Annotated in this window: 12 protein-coding genes; 7 read left to right on the top strand and 5 right to left on the bottom strand. The window is 44.6% G+C overall.

Annotation, left to right across the window (positions count from 1 at the left end):
* Nucleotides 1-325: 325 nt before the first annotated feature.
* Nucleotides 326-1,231: a bestrophin family ion channel gene (locus QUA38_RS08175; RefSeq protein WP_333160759.1), complete on the top strand. Its 906-nt coding sequence runs from the start codon at nucleotides 326-328 to the stop codon at nucleotides 1,229-1,231.
* A 67-nt stretch (nucleotides 1,232-1,298) separates the two neighbouring features.
* On the opposite strand, the gene lnt is transcribed toward QUA38_RS08175, so the two are convergent.
* From lnt to QUA38_RS08160, 3 genes are all read right to left on the bottom strand, one after another.
* Nucleotides 1,299-3,029, bottom strand: a complete 1,731-nt coding sequence (gene lnt / locus QUA38_RS08170; protein WP_445305038.1) for an apolipoprotein N-acyltransferase — start codon at nucleotides 3,027-3,029, stop codon at nucleotides 1,299-1,301.
* Nucleotides 3,030-3,217: 188 nt separating this feature from the next.
* Entirely contained in the window at nucleotides 3,218-4,300 is a 1,083-nt protein-coding gene (gene psbA / locus QUA38_RS08165; RefSeq protein ID WP_333160757.1) for a photosystem II q(b) protein, read from the bottom strand.
* 545 nt (nucleotides 4,301-4,845) lie between these two features.
* Nucleotides 4,846-5,193: a histidine triad nucleotide-binding protein gene (locus tag QUA38_RS08160; protein WP_333160755.1), complete on the bottom strand. Its 348-nt coding sequence runs from the start codon at nucleotides 5,191-5,193 to the stop codon at nucleotides 4,846-4,848.
* Here QUA38_RS08160 and QUA38_RS08155 point away from each other — a divergent pair.
* The 4 genes from QUA38_RS08155 (at nucleotide 5,192) to QUA38_RS08140 (ending at nucleotide 9,158) form a co-directional block, all read left to right on the top strand.
* Entirely contained in the window at nucleotides 5,192-5,374 is a 183-nt protein-coding gene (locus tag QUA38_RS08155; RefSeq protein ID WP_333160752.1) for a hypothetical protein, read from the top strand. The genes QUA38_RS08160 and QUA38_RS08155 overlap by 2 nt on opposite strands.
* A 58-nt stretch (nucleotides 5,375-5,432) precedes the next feature.
* Nucleotides 5,433-6,962: a YifB family Mg chelatase-like AAA ATPase gene (locus QUA38_RS08150; protein ID WP_333160750.1), complete on the top strand. Its 1,530-nt coding sequence runs from the start codon at nucleotides 5,433-5,435 to the stop codon at nucleotides 6,960-6,962.
* Nucleotides 6,963-7,233: 271 nt separating this feature from the next.
* Complete coding sequence (locus tag QUA38_RS08145; RefSeq protein ID WP_333160749.1) at nucleotides 7,234-7,419, top strand: hypothetical protein; 186 nt, start codon at nucleotides 7,234-7,236, stop codon at nucleotides 7,417-7,419.
* A gap of 353 nt (nucleotides 7,420-7,772) precedes the next feature.
* Nucleotides 7,773-9,158 (top strand): hypothetical protein, encoded by a 1,386-nt coding sequence (locus QUA38_RS08140; RefSeq protein ID WP_333160747.1) that lies wholly within the window; start codon nucleotides 7,773-7,775, stop codon nucleotides 9,156-9,158.
* Between the two features lie 306 nt (nucleotides 9,159-9,464).
* Here the strand turns inward: QUA38_RS08140 and QUA38_RS08135 are convergent, their stop codons facing one another.
* Nucleotides 9,465-10,307 carry a hypothetical protein gene (locus tag QUA38_RS08135; protein WP_333160745.1) on the bottom strand — a complete coding sequence of 281 codons (843 nt, stop codon included), beginning with the start codon at nucleotides 10,305-10,307 and terminating at the stop codon, nucleotides 9,465-9,467.
* Nucleotides 10,308-11,059: 752 nt separating this feature from the next.
* Nucleotides 11,060-11,458 carry a DUF4342 domain-containing protein gene (locus QUA38_RS08130; RefSeq protein ID WP_333094317.1) on the bottom strand — a complete coding sequence of 133 codons (399 nt, stop codon included), beginning with the start codon at nucleotides 11,456-11,458 and terminating at the stop codon, nucleotides 11,060-11,062.
* A gap of 745 nt (nucleotides 11,459-12,203) precedes the next feature.
* Here QUA38_RS08130 and QUA38_RS29295 point away from each other — a divergent pair.
* Nucleotides 12,204-12,302: a hypothetical protein gene (locus tag QUA38_RS29295; protein WP_445305037.1), complete on the top strand. Its 99-nt coding sequence runs from the start codon at nucleotides 12,204-12,206 to the stop codon at nucleotides 12,300-12,302.
* Between the two features lie 593 nt (nucleotides 12,303-12,895).
* Nucleotides 12,896-13,968, top strand: a 1,073-nt coding sequence (locus tag QUA38_RS08120; RefSeq protein WP_333160741.1) for an ATPase, incomplete at its 3' end; no start/stop codon positions are given.

Below are 13,968 nucleotides of genomic sequence, written 5' to 3'. Positions count from 1 at the left end.
TTCCTCCGTGAATCAATTGTAGATTTTAGATTTTAGGTTTTAGATTGAGCGTAAAGATGAGTTTTTTGGGTAAAATCCAAAGGTTGTTTGTAGGAAAGCTTTTTTTGGAAGCTCTCACCCCACCCAAATAGGGATACAAGCGCTGACAGCAGTCGTAGAGACCAAAAATTTTAGACCTAAGTTCAAACCCTCCAGATTTATCTGTGGAGCCAATCTAAAATCTCGAATCTCCAATCGACTGGTGACAGCCAAAGAACTAAGTTTACCAGGCATTTGCGCTGCCCGCGCTAGGGCGGGGCTAATTTAATTTAATGAGGAGACTTGCATGAGTGGCGATCGACCGCCTTGGTTTAAAATTGCATTACAGGTTCGGGGGTCTGTCATTCCCTCAATTTTGCCCCGCGTTTTGCTGTGCGGCAGCTTTGGAGTTTTTATTTCCGTGCTGCACTTTTTTAAGTTGCCTGTTTCCATGCCCATTTTATCGAGTATTGTACCGAGTATTGTCCTGGGTTTACTGTTAGTTTTTCGGACAAATACAGCCTACGAAAGATTTTGGGAAGGTCGAAAAGCTTGGGGAACTTTAGTCAATAATGTCCGCAATTTAGCGCGCCAAATCTGGGTAGCCATTGAGGAAAAAGACCCGAAGGATATAGAACTCAAAAAATCAGCCCTGCGCCTGTTACCTGCCTTTGCAGTGGCGATGAAACTGCACTTGCGGCAACAATCAGTCAATCCAGAGTTGGAGCCGTTAATGTCGCCAGCGCAGTACCAAAAGCTCAAATCAATGAACAATCCGCCCCTAGAAATTGCCTTTTGGATTGAGGATTATATGCACGAGCAGTACGAGCGCAATTGCCTGGATGTCTATCAGTTAACTGCTATGAATCAGTTGCTCAATTCTATGATAGATGTATTAGGAGGCTGCGAGCGGATTTTGAAGACGCCTATCCCTTTGGCTTACGCGATTCACCTGAAACAACTATTGTTGCTTTACTGTTTGGCACTGCCCTTTCAAATGGTGAAAGATTTGACTTGGGGAACTGGCTTAGTTGTGGCTTTAATTAGTTTTACTTTGTTCGGCATCGAAGAAATCGGCATTGAAATAGAAAATCCCTTCGGGCACGATGCCAATGATTTGCCTTTAGACAATATTTGTGCTGCGATGAAGCGCAATATCGACGATTTAATTTCTTTATCTCCTAGCGTTCACGAACAGGTGAAAGATAAGTAGAGTCATTCCATTTTAGATTTTAGATTTTAGATACCAATCGAAAATCTAAAATGGTATAACCTACTGGTTAATTTCTAACAATCAACCGCATTAACCCAGCCAATACTAACAATACAGGCATCAGCCAATCTCCCCACCGCACGTACAAAGTCCGAGTTTGCCGCCGATAAATAGTAGCATCTCGGACTTCATAGGTATTAATTCCAGACTTCCAAACCGTCTCGCCGCGAGGATTTACAAAAGCAGAGTAACCCGTATTAGTTGCGATAGCTACCCATCTATCAGTTTCAATTGCCCGCATCACATCGAGAGCATGATGTTGAGCCAACATTGGCGGTTTGTAATGGGCATTGTTGGAAGCGGTGATCATAAATTCGCCTCCATTCGCCGCCTGATATCGGAAATTTTCAGCAAAGGCTGAATCGTAACAAATTCCAACAATGGCGCGACCAAATGGCGTATCAAACAATTGTTGAGAATTGCCGGGTACTAAATGAGCATCTAAGGGAGAAAGCCGATTAATAATCCCGCCTAAAATTTCGTAAAAAGGGATATATTCGCCTAAAGGCACTAGCTTTAGTTTATCGTAGCGGCCGACAATTTCTCCTGTGCGATCGATCGCCAATAAGCTGTTAGTGATACTATTCTCTTGCTGTCCGAATCCTCCCACCCAAGCGACAACGCCGCGTTCGAGAATAGCTTGGTAAAAGGAAAGAGTAGAACGTTGATACTCATTTGTCCAGATAAAAGGCAAAGCCGTCTCTGGAATTAACACAGCATCGACTTTCCTGTCGGCTAACTCTTTGTATCCACTGGTGTAACCTTCCAAAGCGCGCCCCCAACCCCCTGAATCAAACTTAATCTCGTTAGGAATATTGCCTTGAATAATGCCAATTTTTAAAGCAGTTGCGGCTTCTTGATTCAAAGGGCGATTGTATAAACTCCATCCTGCAATATGCAAAACTACACACAAACTAGCAGGCAAAATATAAGCAATCCAATTCTTCCTTCTTCCTTCTTCCTTCTTCCTTCTTCCTTCAATAAAAGCTTCTGCGATTAAGCCATTTACTGCTACAATAGCGGCTGTTACTGCGCTGGGCCCGGAGAGTTGACCGAGGTGCAATATTGCTAAATTGTGCGGGCTTTGCGTATATGATAGGGATGTCCACCACAGCGAACCTGTACTCCAAATACTTTCTAAGGCACACCACAAAGCTGTGCCAATTAAAACGCGAGTTAATGCTAAAAGTTGAGCTTTACTCCCCCCAGCCCCCCCTTGTAAAGGGGGGGAGTTAAGAAGAGGATTTTTGCCTGGTAAAGTGAGGGAGTTGAGAATAAGAAGAGGATTTTTGCCTGGTAAAGTGAGGGAGTTGAGAATTACAAATAGCCACGCCCAAACGGCGACTAAGGCTGCTCCCCAGAGGGTGATGAATGCCCAGCAAAAAAGTGCGATCGCCAAACTCGGCCACCAAGGAACTCCCAACCAAGTCATCGGGTGAATTCCCATAATCCAAGATAAAGCTAATCCGTGATAGCCAATTCCCCAGAGTGAAGGAAGAAGGAAGAAGGAAGAAGGAAGAAGGAAGAATTTTTGTTGTTTTACTTCTTGCTTTTGCCTTTCATAACTAACAACCAAAATCCACAGGGGAGCTAATGCTACCCAAGCCAATAGCCAAGCATTTACTGGTGCGGTTGTCAATGCCATCAAAATGCCGCTGAAAAGTGCGATCGCCCAGGCTAATGTTTTTGATTTATGAACCGCGAGTTTTTCAAATTTGTGCCTGTTAAATATCGCCACTTTGATGATTGCCAAAAATAATAATTCTTAATTAATATATCAGATAGATCGGGAAGTTCGCCAAGGCGCAGTGTATGAGATTTAACTGATTTAACGGATTTAACAGAAGGAAATCTATCAAATTCTACTTGCCAAAACAAAAAGCGCCCCTATTTCTAGGAGCGCTTTTTGTTAATCAAAAGCTAAATTTAGCCGTTGATGGAAGGAGCAACCATTGCTACTGGGGTGACTTCACCAGCAGCCAAGTCGAGAGGGAAGTTGTGAGCGTTGCGCTCGTGCATTACTTCCATACCCAAGTTAGCGCGGTTGATGACATCAGCCCAAGTGTTGATCACGCGACCTTGCGAGTCGATAATTGATTGGTTGAAGTTGAAACCGTTCAAGTTGAAAGCCATCGTGGAGATACCCAAAGCGGTAAACCAGATGCCTACTACTGGCCATGCACCTAACAAGAAGTGCAAAGAACGGCTGTTGTTAAAGCTCGCGTATTGGAAAATCAAACGACCGAAGTAGCCGTGGGCTGCAACGATGTTGTAGGTTTCTTCTTCTTGACCGAATTTGTAACCGTAGTTCAAAGATTCAGTTTCGGTTGTTTCGCGAACCAAGCTAGAGGTAACAAGAGAACCGTGCATGGCGGAGAACAGAGCACCGCCGAAGACACCAGCAACTCCCAACATATGGAAGGGGTGCATCAGGATGTTGTGCTCGGCTTGGAACACGATCATGAAGTTGAATGTGCCGGAGATACCCAAGGGCATACCGTCAGAAAAGCTGCCTTGTCCGATCGGGTAAATCAAGAATACTGCGGTGGCTGCTGCAACTGGTGCAGAGTAAGCGACGCAGATCCAAGGACGCATACCTAAGCGGTAGGACAGTTCCCATTCACGACCCATGTAGCAGAAAATGCCAATCAGGAAGTGAAATACTACCAATTGGTAGGGGCCGCCGTTGTACAACCATTCATCTAAGGAAGCTGCTTCCCAGATGGGATAGAAGTGAAGCCCGATCGCATTCGATGAAGGAACAACTGCACCAGTAATGATGTTGTTGCCGTACATCAATGAACCTGCAACGGGTTCGCGGATGCCGTCGATGTCCACTGGAGGAGCAGCGATGAAGGCGATGATGTAGCAGATGGTGGCGCTGAGCAAGGTGGGAATCATCAAGACGCCGAACCAACCGATGTAAATGCGGTTCTCGGTGCTAGTTACCCACTCGCAGAACCGTTCCCAAACGTTGCCGCTTTCGCGACGCTGTACGGTTGTTGTCATTTGGTTTATGATGGCTTAATTGAATTTTCAAAGTTCGTTGTGGGAATGCCCCACGCTTATATTAGTAACACCATTCACTAAAGTTTGCCAAGGGATTACTGCTGACAATTCAAAAATTTTACAAACTTTTACAAAAACTTGATTATTAGTAAATATTTGTATTATTTTACAAAGTAAAATTACACACCAAACTGGTTAAATACAGCGGTCAGAAGAACTGAATCTATTGTCTGTAGCTTGGTTCAGCAGTTCGAGCAAATTATTTTTGTTCAGGTCGATTCTCTTTCTATTTAAATATCTGTTAATTAGGTCGTGAAGAGATGATTTTTAATATTTATTTACATATCATCGGTGGATTCTGCGAGGGTAAGTTTGTATCGGGAGAATACTGAAAACCGGGTTTCTAGTGCGGGCTGCATTCTGAACAAGATCCAATCCACCAGGTTTATTGACGAAAAAAGAAACCCGGTTTCTGAAGCGCTTGGCAATAGAAATCAACCGGGTTTCTGAGGATAAGTTCGTAAGTTCTGCGTAAAAATTAGCCTTTAGCCTGGGGGCCACTTCATCTGCCGTCCGCCGAGAATGTGAAGGTGCAGGTGGTCTACAGTTTGGCCGCCGTCGCTGCCGCTATTAATGACGACGCGATAGCCGTTGCTAAGTCCGAGTTGGTCTGCTACCCGCTTGACAGTCAGCAGCAAGTGTCCCATGAGAGCATGATCTCCCGACTCGGCATCGGCTAATTTGGCAATAGGCTGTTTGGGAATGACGAGGATGTGGACGGGTGCTTGCGGATGGATATCTCTGAACGCGAGGGCCAAGTCGTCTTCATAAACGATGTCTGCGGGAATCTCTTTGCGGATGATTTTGCTGAAAAGCGTTTCTTGAGTTGTCATGGGTGTTAACGAAGGAAGAAGGAAGAGGGAAGAAGACCCAAGTGGGAAGTGGGAAGAGGGAAGACCCAAGTGGGAAGGGAGAAGGGGAAGAGGGAAGAGGGAAGACTCAGCAGGAGAGAGGGAAGAGGAGAAAAAGAAGAGGCAAGGAAAAGTTTTTCTTGCCTCTTCCGATATTCATTAGTCATTGTTAATCATAATAGATGATGAATCAGGGACAGGCAAATTAAGGATAAAGAAAAATGCTTGCTAGGGTTTGGAGTGCATCGATCGTTGGAATTGACGCGGTAAAGGTTGGTGTTGAGGCTGATGTGTCAGGCGGGCTACCGAAAATTGTGGTTGTGGGGTTGCCAGATTCTGCGGTGCAGGAAGCTAAAGAAAGAGTTAAGGCTACCCTAAAAAATTCGGGATATGCTTTTCCTATGCGGAGTATTGTGATTAATTTGACTCCGGCGGATTTGCGGAAGGAGGGGCCGAGTTTTGATTTGCCGATCGCCATTGGCATTTTAGCAGCATCGGAACAAGTCAGCGGTCAACTTTTGGGAGATTATTTGTTTTTAGGGGAACTTTCTTTAGATGGGAGTTTGCGGCCTGTGGCTGGGGTTTTGCCGATCGCCGCTGCAGCTCAAAAAATGGGTATTTCAGGATTGGTTGTACCGGCTGGTAACGCGCAAGAAGCGGCTTTGGTGCACGGAATATCTGTTTATGGTTTTGAGAATATTTTTGCAGTTACTGATTTTTTGAACAATCCTGAAGTTTATTCGCCTGTAAAAGTAAACGGTAAAGAAGAGTTAGCAAAAACGCGATTTTCGGGTCTAGATTTAAAGGATGTAAAGGGGCAAATTCACGCGCGGCGGGCTTTGGAAATTGCGGCGGCGGGGGGACACAATTTAATTTTTGTGGGGCCGCCAGGGAGCGGTAAGACTATGTTGGCGAGGCGTTTGCCGGGTATTTTGCCGCCACTGACTTTTGAGGAAGCTTTAGATGTGACTCAAATTCATTCGGTGGCTGGGTTATTGAAGGATAAGGGAAGCTTGGTGGGCGATCGACCTTTTCGCAGTCCTCACCATTCGGCATCCGGCCCTTCTTTGGTAGGTGGCGGCAGTTTTCCGCGTCCGGGTGAAATTTCTTTAGCACATCGCGGCATACTTTTTCTCGATGAATTAACTGAGTTTAAAAGAGATGTTTTGGAGTTTTTGCGACAACCGCTGGAAGATGGATATGTGACTATTTCTCGAACTAGACAATCGGTGATGTTTCCGGCGCAATTCACTTTAGTTGCTAGTACGAATCCTTGCGCTTGCGGTTATTACGGCGATTCGATTCAACAGTGTACTTGTTCGCCGCAAAAGAGGGAGCAATATTGGGCAAAACTTTCGGGGCCTTTGATGGATCGGATTGATTTGCAAGTGGCCGTAAATCGTTTGAAACCGGAAGAAATTACGCGACAGCCGACGGGGGAGGAGTCGGAACCGGTGCGGGTGAGGGTGCAGCGGGCGCGAGAGCTCGCAACTCGCCGTTTTCAGTCGGAATCTAGTTTGCGCTGTAATGCGGAGATGCAAAGCAGTCACATTAACAGATGGTGTCAGTTGGATGATGCTTCTCGGAATTTATTGGAGATGGCGATTCGGAAGTTGGGGCTTTCGGCGAGGGCTAGCGATCGCATTTTGAAGGTTGCTAGAACTATTGCTGATTTGTCGGGGGATGAAAGCTTGAAAACGAATCATGTGGCGGAGGCGGTGCAGTATCGGACGATCGATCGGATGCAGTAAGTCAGCAACGTCTCCAAAGACACAATACCCCGATCGCCGAATTCTTAAAGAAGTTGGGTCTTTAACAGTTGATTCGGGGATTTAAATCACTTCTAAACATACGAAGTCCCAGCAGAGGGGGACTAAGGAATTAAGGGGGTATTTAAGCTGGATTGATGTTGTCCAATTATTTAATTGAGCCACTGAAACGCCCCGATTTTCCCATGTTTATTGTCTGATTTTGTGCTGCATGGTGCCAGGATCACTGGTGACAGTTGTGTAACTTCTGTTAGTGTTAGAGTGGGGGAGGCGACAGCAAACCAAGGCAGCGGTTAAAGTGGCGATCGAGGAAGCTTTAGATAGATTTCCCGAAAGCTACTCAACTGAAGTGTATCAGCCCCAATATCAAGAGGTTTATCAGCACGTCTACGAATCTTATTCTGAGGCAGGACGCAGTATTTATACCACCGCAGCTTGAAGCTGGTGTCAATGCCACCCACCCACAGCTTTTGTCAAAAACCCCTGATAATTTCATCGAAAATTCATCAAGTTTTTACCCACTTTTTGTCATTTTTACTGTAATTTATGATACCGATCGCCCAAGTTGCCCGAATCTCCACAACGGCCGAATTTTTAATATTTAATTTCTCGCTCTCCCTCTCCCTCCCTCTCCCTCGTTCTTCCTCCCTCTTCCTCTTTCCCTCGCCCCCTCTCCCTGTTTCCCCCTAAAATTTGAAATTTTTGAGTGACAAATCATGGCACGATCGCAGCGCGTTTTGATACCATGCAATCAAGCGCAAGACAATCAGGGAATGCACTGGAGGTGTGTAAATGGAGCTTTTGGCAGAACAAAAACGGTGCTTGGATTGCTTGGTAAGCTCGATCGAGCAATTGGGAGGTCGAGTAGACATTCCAAAGCTAGAGCAGATAGCTGAGCTAATCATTCAAACGATGAGAGGGCCTTGGCGGTACTTTCATACGTCGGAACACATTTTTGAGGTCGGGGGGTCAGTCGATCCGATCGAGGTGCTGGCTGCGCTGTTTCACGACCTCGTGTACGTGCAAGTCGATCAGGGCGTTAGTTTCAATATTAGCAGCGCCCTTTGTCCTTTTGTCAAAGAGGTGCGATCGCAGTTAGTTATTAGAGATGAAACCGAACTGCCCGACGATGCCATGTATCAGCTAGTGGCCTCAGTATTTGGGTTTATTCCCGGCAAGACTCTCTCTCCGTTTGGCGGCCAAAACGAATTTTTGAGTGCCGTTATTGCTGCCAAATCTTTGGAGCCTTTTTTGCCAGCTAGTACGATCGCTGAGATCACAGCTTGCATCGAAGCTACTATCCCTTTTCGTCCCGTTTCGCCCAGCGGTTTGAGCGCGATCGAACTTTTGCACGAGCGTTTGGTAAGTATAAATCGCGATTTTAACTTTGGATGGAGCTATGCAGAAATTGTAGAAATTGTCAAGCGTGCTGTCAGGTTAGCAAATAGAGATGTCGAGAATTTTGCCTCTCCAAATTCCTCTAATTTCTTAGACAATACCTGGAACTTGATGCCAGAAACCAACCACGAATTGATCCATGTCAATTCCTATACTGTTGCCGGATATCGCAGGTCTCTGCAAAAAATGGAAGGATTTTTGAACTTCCTCAAACCAGAACTGGTTTTCCAGCAGTTTAGGCAAGAGCCGGACGATGCAACCTACGCTAATCTGATTGCCCGAACTCGCAAAAATATCGAAGTTGCTAAACTTTATCTGGGGGTCAAGCTAATTACCATCGCTATTCTAGAAGCTCTTTCCTACCGTTTGGGGCGCGATATTCCGCTTTCTACTATGATGGGAGAATTGCGTGCACCCGGATTTAAGACCTCGGTTTTGGAGGATTACTTGCCCAACAAACAGATCGCCTACCCATTAGAAACTCAGTTGGAAAAAGAGGTTTTAAATTTGTTAGCAATAGGACGAAATCAAGAATCTCCCTATGATATTAAAAACTCTCCTGTAGCTACGTTTATTATCAAATCTATCGGCTTTTCTGAAACAGAAAACTTTTTGAAGAAATCTCAAGAGTTTTTTGCAGATCCTACTTCGTCGGAAGAGTTTCTGTCTTACTGTTCTCCCGATGTAATAGACACCATTTCCTCCGGAGTGATGAAACTATTTGACAGCAGGAAGACGGCTTTAGGGAAAGTTAAATTAGTTCACCAAACTGTTTCTTAGGATAGGTTGGCACTATCTTAAAACGTTTACCATCGCAGAAACCAGGTTTGTTGAGTTCAGCCACAATGCCCGGTTAGTCTGAGATGTTGCACCATTCTTGCTTAAAAGGCTTTCGGACCTGTTCCACAAAGAATGAGTTTTCTTGTGGGGAGTAGGTGTTAGGGAAGAGATTCCGCCCATAGCAGGCTTATTGACAATGGTGCAAGATCTCAGTTTAAACCATAAAAAAAGCCCTCTTTAAAGGACTTTAGCTATGAGTCTAGGGTTTGAACCTCTGGCGGACTAGACTAATTCGACATCCAACTTCTATTGCGGTGAACCAGCCGCACCCTCAGCACCGGAGTTGCTATCAGGTACAGCCGTACCCGTAGGATTAGAATTGCTCTGGCTTTCCGTATTAGTTTCGCCGCTCGTACCTGCTCCAGAAGCACCATCATCTTGAGTTGGAGATGGAGTAGCTGAACTCTCCGGTGCTGGAGTTGGCGGAGTGGAAGCTGGCTCCCTCTGCGAATTCGGAACCGTAGTATCGGTATTATTGGACGGCGAAGATGAAGACGGCGCTGCTTCCTGAGCGGGTGCATCTTGCTGTTGTGAATTTGGAATTGTAATATTGATATTGGGAGCCGGACTTGTTTGAGGAGCCGGAGTTGCCTGTTGAGCTGGACTTGGTTGAGGAGCAGGCGTAGCTTTTTGAACAGGAGATGGTTGAACCGGAACCGGAACAATCTTTTGAATGATCGTTTTTTCTCTCTCTATAGTCCTAGTTGGAGCTGGTGTTGCTGAAGGCTGATTCGCTTTTGGTACAACAATCACAGGAGCAGCAGTAGGAGTAGGAGCCTCCTCGCCCCGATTGAAGTAATATACACTGCCCAGAACTAAGCCTACCAAAGAAGCAAGAAGAATCCCTAATAATAACCCGCGACCTGCATTCTCATTATCGCGGACTTCTTGGACTCCTAGTTGGCGGTGGTTTTCCGCCATTTGACCCTGTACATAACCTTGGTGATGAGCTGCTTCTTTAGAAGCCTTCGCCGTTGTACTCGGAACACTTGTAGTAGTTCGTGTTGTACTGACGTGACCGTTAGTTGCATCGGTGTGAACTTCTTGATGAATTTCACGGCTAGAGCTATTTTCTTCGTTAGGTTTCATAATTATCTTAGCCACAACTATTCAAAAAATATTTGTCTCTAGGAGATTCTCTGGTTTGAAAACTTGAGCTAAGCTGTTGAGCAGTTAAATCACTTATTTTGATTTACTGTCAAGATTCAGGTGTAAGCGTTGGGTGTTTGGCTCATACCAGTTTAAATGCTTAACAGCTTTCTGCTTAGGGAGTTTAGAGAACTGTTGGTTTCTCCTTCATTTGTATTAAATATAACTCGCCAAGGTATTAAGCAGGCTCTACCCTCAGAGTGATTGCCAGAGTCCCCGAAGGAATAGAATCAGCCGGGCTTCAACAATGAAGATCGGCTAAATGAGTTATTTATAAATAATGCTTGCTCTGCAAGCATATAGCAATCGCAGGAGTCGTAAATTTTTTACCCCACCCCAATCCTCCCCGAAGTTGCGGAGAGGAAGTAATAAATTCACAAAGTACGAGGATTGTTATAGATGATTCATGACACCACTTAAAAGTGGCAGCTTTACGGTCGGAGTGGGAAGACAATTCATCAGAGAAATCTGGAAAAAAGAGAAGGGAGTAGTAAGAGTTACTAGCTTTCTATTTATCAAGCCACTTTATGCTTGAAATTTGTTTAAATCCGGTTAAATAACCACAATTAAGTTTTTAGTAATCAATGCAAGTTTTTTCTTCTCCATCAAGAGAGGATAGTCGTACTCACGACCAACAAGCTTTATTACGGGAAATTAACCGGACAGAAGCCTTACTAACAACTGAATTTTTTTTACTCGGTTCTTTCAATGATGATAGTCATGTGAGCGACTAATGCACCTATCGCTCCTACTGCTGCAATTACTGGAAACAATGCCGCACCAATCACTCCACCGACTACTCCCACCGTCAGAGGAACTTCTACCAAGATCCGTCCCTCTTCATTTTTGATAATGATGCGTCGGATATTTCCTTCGTGAATCAGTTCTTTAACTTTAGCTACCAAATCGTCACCGTTAATCTTCAATTCCTCGACGCTAACTTTTTGCTGAGTATAAGCTGGGGTTTCTAAAGGAGTTGTTTCAAAATTAACCTCACTAACTTTTTGGGAAGAAACTTTTTCAGATACAGGTATTGATTCGAGTTCTCTTGTCCCGACCGGTTCTTGTAGGCGATCTGTAGGGGTGTCCATTTTTTGTTCTCCTTTTAGGTAAAAGTATTTTTGTATAGAATTATTTAGAAATATAACACGCAACTTTTTGTCGATAAATCCTTCTTTTGGGTGATATTGCTGCTGGTGCTATCGTGCTTTTGTCTCTTGATCTTTAATCGCGATCGCCTAAAATCCTTTCTCGGTATACCCTAGCTGCCGACTTCTCTAGTGCCGCTTGGTTAACAGTCTGCTTCTGGGCCTCGCACCGCCCCACTCTTCAAAAACCTCCGATCCAGACAGCCCAAGGATTAAAGGGACTTTCACACTCTAAGAGACTCAGACTCAACAGGTGTACCGGTTGAAATAGTGACATTGTACTGAAAGTACCATCGACCCGCCGTGTATACAGTTACCACCTCTAGTTCGGGAAACCGCACATGGAAACCGTCGCTTACTTTCCTCAAATGTCATTTGAATTTAACTCAGTGCGATCGCCAAACCAAACCCGACCCCCCGAGGTTCCTCAAATCAACATCTTAGAGTTTCTAATGAGAATTGCATAAAATCAAGGGGGAGGAGAAGTAATCGTAATCGAAATACTATCGCAACCAAACCAACTTCCTCAAATTGAAGTGGAGGTTGGGGAAAAGGCGGGTAAAATACTATTATTTCCTTTTGCTTCCTCTTGATTCTCCGTATCGGATTTGCCAGTGACAGAATCTGAATATCAACTTGGCTGCCCGACGGTACTTTTCTGTAAACTTTTAAGGCACATCAAGCGGATGTGTGGAATGTGAGGTTTAGTTGCGATCGCACAACTTTAGCATCGGCTGGGAAAAATTCGTCGGTGAAGCTTTGGAGGCTCGATGCGAGTAAAGTATAAGCTGCCGAACTTGACAAATTGCTCGCCATCGGCTGTCCCTGGCTGGAAGATTATCTACAATATAATTCCAGGCTTGAGTGCGATCGGCATTGTACTAAAAAACTGACAATTGACATTTCATGGCAATTGCCCGAAATCGATTTTACCTGAATAGTCAAATAGGTTATCGGCTGCCGATTTGTCGCTATTCTTGTCTTATTGTATCTTATTGTAATATAATTTTACGCAAGGGGTAATACCAAATTTATTACCACAGGTCGCAGATGTCTATCAATCTTAACCAAATTAATGTCGTCAAACATAAAAAATAGTTATGACTGTTATATTCGGATTAGTAGAATCTTGGATCTGTCACATTTACTACATAATTAGGTTTCAAAGGAGTGTCGGCTGTTAAATTAATCTAACCTGCAATATCGTTTCGGGTGACACCAGCACGATTTAAGACCCAAAAAATTCTGCTGAATTAACTCAATTTGAGCGAGCAGAGTAGAGTTGATTTCATAGCTATAAAATAAATAGAAAAAGCCGTCTAAATAGTAAGCAATACTCCAGCACCCAACCGCTACTGCTAATTACCAAAGGAGGGAGCAGTGTATGAAAATGACGGGTTGAGTCCCCTGAAATCACCGCTTGGTTTGCGATCGACTCTACAGGAATTAACCCTGTACGACTTTCTCTTAGAATCTGAGTGTCCGGGGGACGAAGTTGCTAAAATTTTTCAAGCAAACCCTTTAGTTCCGGGTATCATCATCACTCAGCAAGGAAAGTTTATAGGGATGATTTCGCGACGGCGTTATTTTGAACACATGAGCCGCCCCTACAGCTTGGAGTTATTTTCTCAACAGCCTTTGGTCATACTCTACCGCTTTACTAAAACTGATATGTTGGTTCTCGATCGCGAAACCTCAATTATGACGGCAGTGCGGCAGTCTTTGGAGCGATCGCCCGAACTCATCCACGAACCAATTGTAGTACAAGTAGAACCGGATACTTACAAACTTTTAGACGTACACCAACTGCTGCTTTCTCAGTTGCAAATTCACGAGTTATCAACCGTGGCGATGCGAGAATCGCAAGCGCAATTGAGACATCAAGCCCAACAGCTTGAACTTGCCTTGCTGGAACTTCAGCGCACTCAAACTCAACTAATTCAAACAGAAAAAATGTCTTCATTGGGGCAGTTAGTAGCAGGAGTAGCTCACGAAATCAACAATCCGATCGGCTTTATCTACAGCAATTTGCACCACGCTAAAGAGTACACGCAAGCTTTAATCCAGATGCTCGACATCTACCGACAGCACTGTCCCGAACCCATCGCAGCAATTGAAGCGGAAGCCGAAAAAATCGAACTCGATTATTTGCTAGAAGACTTGCCACAAGTCTTAAATTCTATGCAGCAAGGTGCAGAAAGAGTGCGCGACATCGTTTTGTCGCTGCGGAATTTTTGCAGATTAGACGAAGCTGAAATGAAGCAGGTCAACATTCACGACGGTATCAACAACACGATTATGCTGTTGCAAAGCCAGCTTAAAGGGAAACCAGGGCAGGAGGCGATCGAAATTCACAAAGAATACAGCGACTTGCCGCTGGTGCAGTGCTATCCCGGACAGCTCAATCAGGTATTTATGAATATTTTACTTAATGCAATTTACGCTCTGGTTGA

Origin of the sequence: Microcoleus sp. Pol12B4 (assembly GCF_036701385.1) — a bacterium.
GTDB lineage: Bacteria > Cyanobacteriota > Cyanobacteriia > Cyanobacteriales > Microcoleaceae > Microcoleus.
This window is presented reverse-complemented; position numbering and strand designations above follow the sequence as displayed.

Excerpts from the sequence above, each read along its gene's own strand:
- QUA38_RS08130 (WP_333094317.1), bottom strand. The coding sequence starts at position 11,458 with ATGGACACCCCTACAGATCGCCTACAAGAACCGGTCGGGACAAGAGAA.
- QUA38_RS08175 (WP_333160759.1), top strand. The coding sequence starts at position 326 with ATGAGTGGCGATCGACCGCCTTGGTTTAAAATTGCATTACAGGTTCGG.
- QUA38_RS08140 (WP_333160747.1), top strand. The coding sequence starts at position 7,773 with ATGGAGCTTTTGGCAGAACAAAAACGGTGCTTGGATTGCTTGGTAAGC.
- QUA38_RS08135 (WP_333160745.1), bottom strand. The coding sequence starts at position 10,307 with ATGAAACCTAACGAAGAAAATAGCTCTAGCCGTGAAATTCATCAAGAA.
- QUA38_RS08155 (WP_333160752.1), top strand. The coding sequence starts at position 5,192 with ATGGGTGTTAACGAAGGAAGAAGGAAGAGGGAAGAAGACCCAAGTGGG.
- psbA (WP_333160757.1), bottom strand. The coding sequence starts at position 4,300 with ATGACAACAACCGTACAGCGTCGCGAAAGCGGCAACGTTTGGGAACGG.
- QUA38_RS08150 (WP_333160750.1), top strand. The coding sequence starts at position 5,433 with ATGCTTGCTAGGGTTTGGAGTGCATCGATCGTTGGAATTGACGCGGTA.
- QUA38_RS08160 (WP_333160755.1), bottom strand. The coding sequence starts at position 5,193 with ATGACAACTCAAGAAACGCTTTTCAGCAAAATCATCCGCAAAGAGATT.